The sequence below is a fragment of the Bacillus sp. JJ1122 genome (assembly GCF_036964885.1).
Classification (GTDB): domain Bacteria; phylum Bacillota; class Bacilli; order Bacillales; family Cytobacillaceae; genus Mesobacillus.
Genome location: NZ_JBALQL010000001.1, coordinates 1 through 9021 on the forward strand (window position 1 = coordinate 1; position 9021 = coordinate 9021).

A 9021-nucleotide genomic window follows, 5' to 3' on the forward strand; every position below is an offset into this window, starting at 1 on the left:
CTGACCCCCAGCGGTTTAAGGTGTTAAAGAGTCCTTCGCCGGGGCTCTTTTTTTATGCTTTTGGTACTTGTGTTACTACTTTAGTAGTAGTGGAAGTTAGTACGGAGGTTATTATTTTTTAACCCTTCTGCAGAATGGTTTTAATGTAAATATTGTGGGAATATTAAGAAAAATAGCTGAGGAGCTGAACAATAGATGAAGTTGAAAACCGCTTTTTTTTCTTTTATTCTTATGGCCTCTATGATTTATACCTCAATTGTTCCCGCCACAAATACCAAGGCAAATGAGCCTGCTAAAGCAGTTGTGGATTCTGCTTTAACACACAACCTCTTAACGGCAATTGGTCCTGTAGAAGCAATCGTAACCTTCAAAAGCAAAGAAGGTGTCCAGCCTGAACAGCGGAAACTCCTGGAGAATCTCGGTATAACAAAAGGTCTGACATTGAATGAGCTCCCAATAGCAGGGGTTTTAGCGACAAAGTCTCAAATTGATCAACTTGCTCAAAGCGATCAAGTCGTTTCCATCTATCTGAACAAAAAGCTCCAATATGAAAATGCTGAAGCAACGGACATTACTGGAGTAGATCAAGTCCGAACAGACGATGCAATGCGAAAGCTGAATGGCGGCTTGCCGGTTACTGGCAAAGGGATTGGCGTTGTCATCAATGACAGCGGGGTAGATGGTACGCATAAAGACTTGGAGTATGGCAGCCACCTCGTCCAGAATGTATTGGGCGCTACGAATCTCCATGCAGTTGACTCGCTTCTGCCCATCACATACATCGAAAACGTCCCTAACACTGATACGAGTTCTGGTCACGGTACTCACGTAGCTGGAATCGTTGGCGGAACTGGTGCGATGTCGGGCGGTAAATATGAAGGTGTCGCTCCAGGTGCCAACCTGATTGGCTATGGTTCAGGTGCAGCCATTGCTATGCTTGATACAATTGGCGGATTTGAATATGCATTGACTCACCAGCAGCAATACAATATCCGCGTGATTACGAATTCATGGGGCGACACAAGTGATGCTGGAACAGACTTCGACCCTTATAACCCTATTAACATTGCGACAAAGAAATTGTATGATCGCGGAATCGTCACTGTTTTTTCAGCAGGTAACTCCGGGCCAGACGCAAAGACGATTTCCGGCAACTATAAAAAAGCCCCCTGGGTCGTCACCGTTGCAGCAGGTGATAAGTCTGGTAAGCTAGCTGATTTTTCATCACGCGGTGAAGAAGGAAGAGGAGGAACCGTTTCAGTTGATGGCCAGACATGGAAATGGGACGATCAGCCGACCGTCACCTCCCCAGGTGTGGATATCATTTCTACGAGGGTCATCAGCCCAATTCCTCTGCTTGGAGCAACGGATGACGCCCAGTATATCGAACCTGCCTACATCCCGTACTACACGACAATGAGCGGAACATCCATGGCTGCGCCGCATGTGGCTGGCATCATTGCCCTCATGCTTGAGGCCAATCCATTGCTGTCTCCTTCCGGGGTAAAATTAATCCTCGAACAGACAGCGACTGCCATGCCAGATTATGCAGCCTGGGAAGTAGGCGCTGGTTATGTGAATGCTTATAAGGCAGTTGATGCTGCTTTTAATTTGAAGGATTGATTGAATTCGTCTCTCTTGCCAGAGGGAAGGGAGACTTTTTTGGGGGAAAAGTCGAAATTAACTAGAAAACTAGGAAATGAAAATCAAACGCTCTTAGCACTACCCATCTACAACTTTAGCACGACACAAGAATAGACATTCCGGAATCAAAGTTTACAACTTTTGAAGAATAGATTTCACAAAGGATTTTCATGAAAATAAAGTTAAGAATATTTAAAATTTTTATAAGATGAGAGGAGATTTATATGAAACGTTTCGTCTATTTGTTGTTTGCCCTGTTGCTTATTTTTCCTTCGTTTCTAGTCCAGCAGGGAAAGGCTGAGGCCACTGCCAACGGTACAGCGGCAGTTGACCCGCTGATTGAAAAAGCGCTCAGCACAGCTAGCTCCCTTGAGGTAATTGTTACTTTTAAAGGTGATGGTGCGCCAAGCAGTACACAATTGTCGCTGTTAAAGACGCTTGGCATTGAGACAGGGCTAAGCATGAAATCGTTGCCGATTGCCGGAGTGGTCGCAACAAAAGACCAGATTCAAAAGCTTGCAGACAATCCAGAGGTTCAATCGATTTATCTTAACAAGAAGCTTTCCTACTTCAATGCTGACGCAACTGCCATCACTGGAGTTGATAAAGCAAGGACGGACGACAGCTTCCGCAAGGCAAATGGCGGCCTTCCTGTTACGGGGAAAGGAATCGGCGTTGTTGTGAATGACAGCGGTGTCGATGGTACACATAAGGACCATGAGTTTGGTAAAAATCTTGTCCAGAACGTTTTAGGCTCCACGAATCTGAATGCCCTTGCGCCAGGCTTGCTGCCAATCACTTATCAGGAAAACGTTCCAAATACGGATACGAATTCCGGTCATGGCACACATGTTGCGGGAACGGTTGGCGGAACAGGTGCGATGTCAGGCGGTAAATATGAAGGTGCTGCACCGGGTGCGGATCTAATCGGCTACGGTTCAGGAGCAGCGCTGTTCGTCCTTGATGGTATTGGCGGATTCGATTATGCCATCACTCACCAGCAGCAGTACAATATTCGTGTCATCACCAATTCATGGGGATCATCAGGTGATTTCGATCCGAATGACCCAATCAATATTGCGAGCAAAAAAGCATATGACCGCGGTATCACGGTTCTTTTCGCGGCGGGAAATGAAGGTCCTGCAGAAAACACACATAACCCTTATGCTAAAGCACCATGGGTCATCTCAGTAGCAGCGGGTGTCAAGGACGGCAAGCTGGCTGATTTCTCTTCAAGAGGAACAAAGGGGGTAGGCGGTACTTTTACCTTGGATGGCCAGGAATGGACATGGAAGGATGAGCCTACGGTAACTGCCCCAGGTGTCGATATCGTATCAACTCGCGTCATTGGGCCGGTATCGAGCCTTGGAGCCCAGCAGGATATCGAGACCATCGAGCCGGCTTATCTGCCTTACTACACCACAATGAGCGGAACCTCGATGGCCACTCCGCATGTTGCGGGAATCGTTGCACTGATGCTTGAAGCGAATCCACTGCTTTCACCTGCAGAAGTGAAGAAGATTCTCGAACAGACAGCTACAAATATGCCAGGTTATGAAACTTGGGAAGTGGGTTCAGGCTACGTCAATGCATATGCTGCGATTGACAAAGTCTTTAACGATACTGCTTTTGGTAAAACAGTAAACGCAACACAAATCTTTTATAGCAATGTAAAATCGACAACCGAGCGCAGGGAATTTTCAGTCGACTATAACCCATTAACATTTGTTTCTGACAATCAGTATAAATTTACAGTAGAAGACGGCATGTCCAGCCTAGTGGCAAAAGTAGATGGTGCAGGTGTAATGGAACAAACAGGCAATCCAATTAACCTGGTCCTGATCGCACCAGATGGCACGGAGTACAGCTCGGGAGTCAGCCTGCTATTCCCGCTCTACTATGATCGCACTGTGTCAGTTACTTCACCGGCACCGGGAGCCTGGAAAGCAGAAATCAGAGGGCTTCGCGGAGCAGACGCCAACCCAATCGGAGTAGGCCTCCCGGAAACAGTTCAGGGAGATCTTGCCTTCACGAAGGTCAGTGGTTTTACAGGCCTGAATGATATCACGAACCACCCTGCAGCTGAAGCGATTAAAATCGGCGTAAGTGAACGATTATTCGACGGTTATTCAAATGGCGCTTTCAAGCCGGATGCACTTTTAACAAGAGCAGAACTGGCAAAATATTTAGTCATGGGAGCTGAAATCAAGCAATCCCTTCCGAAGGCCCCGAGCTTCACAGACATCCTGAGCGAAGACATACCATTTATTGAAGCTGCAACGGCAAAAGGAGCATCATTCCGGGACACGCAACATATCCTGCAGGGGGTCATGTTACCAAAAGCAGCCGGCAAGTTTGCCCCTAAAGATGGCGTTACACGAGCAGAGTTAGCTTATTCCTTGGTTCAGGCTCTAGGCATGCAAAAAGAAGCCCAGAAATTTGATGGGCAGCTGACCATCCAGTATAACGATGAAAGAATTGCGATTGCCGATGCAGCTGAAGTTCCGGCTCAGCTCAAAGGATATGTCCAGCTCGCGTTAGACCTGAATATTCTTAATGCTAAATTTGCTGTAACTCAAGGACCTTATGATCTAAAGCCGAAGGTGACAGCAACCTTCAGCCCATCTGTAAAAAATACACGCGGAGACTTTGCAGTGGCGATGACTCGATACTATAATGCATTTCTAAAATAAGGTAAAATCAGAACAGGCCCCAGGGTCTGTTCTTTTACATTATAAGGGGTGAAATGTATGCCTGAAATCAAAGCAGTATTCTTCGATCTCGACGGGACCCTGCTCGACCGGAATGCCTCGCTGGTAAAATTCATCAACGACCAGTACGAGCGTTATATAAAAGAATTATATTTAGTAGACAAACAGCATTTCATGAATAGATTCATAGAACTGGATTGCCGCGGTTATGTTTGGAAGGACCGGGTATACAGTCAGCTTTTACAGGAAATGAACATAACGGAATTGACCTGGGAACAACTCCTTGAGGACTACCTTATTAATTTTAAAAATGCATGTATGCCCTTCCGAAACGTTCAGAAGGTTTTAGAAACCCTGAGTCAAATGGGCATAATACTCGGCTTGATTTCCAATGGGAAGAGAAAATTCCAGAGAGAGAACCTGAATGCGCTAGGGATTGCGAGTTACTTTGATACTATCCTGATTTCTGATGAGGTAGGACTAAGAAAACCTGACCCGTTGATTTTTCAAATGGGGCTGGACAATCTTTCCGTTTCAGCAGAGGAAAGTATATTTGTAGGAGACCATCCGGAGAATGATATCAAGGCCGCCAGGGAAGCAGGAATGCTTGGAATCTGGAAGCATGATGACTATTGGATGGACGCCGAGGCCGATTTTACCATCAATGATTTATATGAAATAGCAGCCATCGTTCAAAGCTTGAAAGGAGCAGAGATAAATGAAAGATTTTAACGTGATGCATATTGCGCCAACGCCTGAAGACTATCTGAATCTGCGCGTCGAAGCCGGATTAAGCAGTAAATCCGTGGAGGCTGCAAGCATTGGTCTGAAAAATTCCCTCTTTGCCGTCACCGTTTACTATGACTCCACATTAGTGGCAATGGGAAGGATCATCGGTGACGGAGGAGCTTTTTTTCAAATCGTCGATATCGCGGTCAAACCGGATCAGCAAGGAAAGGGACTTGGAAAGCTAATAATGAAAGAATTGATGGGTTATCTTGAGGAAAATACGTATCCGGGATCGTATGTCAGTTTGATAGCCGATGATCCCGCAAATAAACTTTATGAACAATTTGGGTTTGCTTATACATACCCTGATTCTCATGGGATGTATCGGAAATATTGAAACGGCTCCACAAACAATACTTCATTTATCGGAGTGTATTTGTAAAAACATTCATTCTCCAAAATAGTCTAATATTAGACATAATTTTTACCACTAGCAGTATTTAACATCATGTCCAAATAAAGTAAAATATTATACAGGACTTTACTCCTATTAAATGTGTCTTTCATAAGGAGAGTATACTGCATGGTAAAAAGCATCAAAATGAGAATGTTGCTTATTTTTTCAGGATTGATCCTAATTTCCGGCTTAGTCATTGGCTATGTATCTATGAATGCTTCAGAAACGTTAGTGGAAGAAGCAGTGAGCCAACAAATATCAGGGATTTCTAAGCGTGCTGCTAATCTTATTAATATAAAAGATTATAAGAAGATAGTAGAATCTGGAGAAACAGCCTATTATAAAGAGCTGCGAAGCCAGATGAATGAAATAAGAGAAGCAAATGGGCTTACTTATTTATATACAATGAAAAGAGAAAAATCAGGAGATGGCTACAGATATTATTACGTAGTGGATGGTATGCCGTTAAATTCCAAAGATGCTTCCCAAATCGGGGATGAAGAAAAGGGCATTGAAGAGTATCCTGCAATCGTACGAGCCTTTGAAACTGGAAAACCAGAGATGGAAATGACGAATACTGAGGAATATGGCGGGCTGGTTTCTGCCTATGTTCCAATAAAATCTGATACAGGTGAATTGATTGGTATCGTCGGATCGGATTATGATGTAACGGACGTCTATAAAGGAATGGAAGCAAGTAAGCTAAAAATGCTTTTGATCATAGCGGCTATTTTAGTCATTAGCGTTATTGTTACCTGGGCAATTACCCAGTCTATTACGAAGCCGATCAAGCTTTTATCAAAAAATACAGAAGCCATTGGCGATGGTGATTTGTCTATCATCGTCGAATCAAAGCGCCGGGATGAAATTGGAAAATTAACTCTATCATTCAATGAAATGCTTCAGGATTTAAGGGGGATTATTCAAACTATCAATAAGTATAGTCTGGAATTGAATGAAACTTCCTCTTTACTTTTATCAAAGGCAAATGAAACAAAATCAGCGAGCAGGGAAATTGCCAGTACCATGGAGGATATCTCCGGGAATTCGGAGTCGCAGCATCAAAGTCTTAATGAAAGCGTTAGAGTGATCGAAGAAATGTCCTTGGGTGTCAATCATATTGCGGAATCATCATCAACTGCATCTGAATTATCTGTTCATACATTACAAGAAGTGACGAAGGGAAATCAAAAGCTGGAAGAGGTCATTGATCAAATAGGTACGAACAGTGACTCTGTCAATCGTTCTTCCTCATTGATCATGACATTAAAAGGGCACTCAGATGAAATTTCGACGATCGTTGGAATAATCAGCGGGATTTCATCTCAAACGAATTTGCTGGCATTAAACGCTGCAATTGAAGCTGCGCGTGCAGGTGAATCAGGAAAAGGTTTTGCAGTAGTTGCAGAAGAAGTCAGGAAGCTTGCTGAACTTTCCGCAAAGTCGACAGAAAATATACAGGCAATAATAGAGCGGATAAATGGAGATACCGAAAACACTGCAACGGCTATGGACGTGGTTCTGGATGATGTGAAAAAAGGGATGAATGTTGTATCGGAAGCGGGAAAAGTGTTCAGTTCCATTTTGACATCCATCGAGGAAGTGGCAAAGCAAATACAGGAAGTCACTTCCACATCTGAAGAGATGTCAGCTTCGGCTGAAGAAATTACTGCTTCTGCACTTGAGACAGCTAAGATTGCTGAACAAGCAGCCATTAGTACTCAACAGACCGTCTCGATTACCAATAGACAAGATCACCTCATAACAGACATGGCTCAATCCGTTGAAAGTCTTTCTGAAATGTCGGCCAGGCTAAAAGAACTTACTGGCAAATTTAAATTGTAGCAATGATGCAGGCAGCTAATCTTATGGTTAGTTGCCTTTTTTGAATTCTATTAGATTCAGCTCTAAATAAAGGGAATTTCACATAATTTGCGAAGAGATTTTCATCTGAATATATTATTCAACTGATAGTATTATAAAATATGGTAAATTATAATCTCCTCTTGTAATACTTGTAAATTAATAGTATATTTTTCCTACAAAGTTATTGTTTAATATTTACATATATGGTTTTTCTTAAGTGTCCCAGGAGGAATACATTGTGGATATATACGTTGCAAGGCAGCCTATTTTTGATATAAACGAAAATACTGTTGCTTATGAATTGCTTTACAGAAGCAGCACAGTCAATAATTATCAGCACACAAACGGGGATCAGGCTACCACTGATGTCATCGTGAACAGTTTCTTGAACATTGGGATCAAGGAATTGTCTAATGGCAAGCCGTGTTTTATTAATTTTACAGAGAAATTATTGAAGCTCGGTGTGCCGTCATATTTTAACCCATTATCAATCGTGGTCGAAATTCTGGAGACAGTTGAAATAAATGAAGAAATTCTTGCGATCTGTAAGGAATTAAAGGCGCATGGTTATACAATTGCTCTCGATGATTTTTTCGTTTCACAATGGAACGATGTTACCATTGAATTACTAAATTATGTGGACATCATCAAGATTGACTTCAGGACTACGAATCGCTCTGACAGACAGGAAATGATCAGGTTTATAAAAGGAAGGGACATCAAATTCCTTGCTGAAAAAGTGGAAACGATTTCAGAATATCATGAGGCCAAAGAAGATGGGTTTGAATATTACCAGGGATTTTATTTCAGCAAGCCAGTGATTTTGAATAGCTACGATATACCATCTTACTATCATTCCTATTTTCAAATATTAAAAGAAATAGAGTGTCCCGAACCTGATCTTGAAAAAATCAAGGATGTCATTGAGAAAGACATATCGTTATCCTATAAATTGCTCCGGCTGATTAATAATCCTGTATTCCGTCCGAGAAATGAAGTTTCTTCGATTAAGCAGGCTATCATTCTGCTGGGGCTCAATGAAATCAAGAAATGGATTTATGTTTTAGCTATAAGAGGAGCAGACAAGGGCGGCGCTGACGGTGGTTCAAAGGAACGCGAAATCATTGAGCTTTCGCTGAAACGCGGGAAGCTTGGTGAATTGATTGGCAGAAAGGTTGGCAGAGAAGTACTGTCATCAAAGTACTTCTTGCTCGGAATGTTCTCGCTGATGGATTCATTGCTGCATCACCCGATGGAAGAACTTCTTGAGGACTTGCCTTTGAGCAATGAACTGAAGGATGCCCTATCAGGTGAAAAGAACGATGAATATATGATGCTTCAATTCTTAAAGGAGATCGAACTTGTCTTCCATGAAGGGGCGGAGCTAAAGTTCAATCCGACCTCTATACATCTGGAAGAACTTTTCCGCCTGTATGCTGAGGCCAGTGACTGGGCAACCAAAGTCTTGAGTGAAGTTAGCGTCTAAATGAATTAGGATAGAGAGTATGCAGAGAGTCCGTTATCTTGGCATGCTCTTTTTGTTTGATTAGGAAATTATAAAATTTTTCAAGTGTGGATAACTCAAGCCAGATTTGCTTAATCCAGCTCCAGCGC

General features: G+C 42.8%; 6 protein-coding genes and 1 pseudogene. All 7 read left to right on the plus strand.

Going from position 1 to position 9021, the window contains the following annotated elements; translation table 11 throughout:
• The first annotated feature begins 195 nt into the window (after window positions 1-195).
• The 7 genes and pseudogenes from V7201_RS00005 to V7201_RS00030 all read left to right on the plus strand — a co-directional run bounded on the left by V7201_RS00005 (window position 196) and on the right by V7201_RS00030 (window position 8893).
• Window positions 196-1623 (plus strand): S8 family serine peptidase, encoded by a 1428-nt coding sequence (locus tag V7201_RS00005; RefSeq protein ID WP_335374734.1) that lies wholly within the window; start codon window positions 196-198, stop codon window positions 1621-1623.
• Window positions 1624-1868: 245 nt separating this feature from the next.
• Complete coding sequence (locus V7201_RS00010; protein WP_335374735.1) at window positions 1869-4337, plus strand: S8 family serine peptidase; 2469 nt, start codon at window positions 1869-1871, stop codon at window positions 4335-4337.
• Window positions 4338-4394: 57 nt separating this feature from the next.
• Entirely contained in the window at window positions 4395-5087 is a 693-nt protein-coding gene (locus V7201_RS00015; RefSeq protein ID WP_335374736.1) for an HAD family hydrolase, read from the plus strand.
• Window positions 5074-5481: a GNAT family N-acetyltransferase gene (locus tag V7201_RS00020; RefSeq protein ID WP_335374737.1), complete on the plus strand. Its 408-nt coding sequence runs from the start codon at window positions 5074-5076 to the stop codon at window positions 5479-5481. The genes V7201_RS00015 and V7201_RS00020 overlap by 14 nt, the downstream gene beginning before the upstream one ends.
• A 768-nt stretch (window positions 5482-6249) precedes the next feature.
• Window positions 6250-6444 (plus strand): annotated as a pseudogene (locus V7201_RS23125) (HAMP domain-containing protein); the annotation flags it as partial.
• Between the two features lie 123 nt (window positions 6445-6567).
• Window positions 6568-7386: a methyl-accepting chemotaxis protein gene (locus tag V7201_RS23130; protein ID WP_438824999.1), complete on the plus strand. Its 819-nt coding sequence runs from the start codon at window positions 6568-6570 to the stop codon at window positions 7384-7386.
• Between the two features lie 259 nt (window positions 7387-7645).
• Window positions 7646-8893 (plus strand): EAL and HDOD domain-containing protein, encoded by a 1248-nt coding sequence (locus V7201_RS00030; RefSeq protein WP_335374739.1) that lies wholly within the window; start codon window positions 7646-7648, stop codon window positions 8891-8893.
• The last annotated feature ends 128 nt before the right edge of the window (window positions 8894-9021 follow it).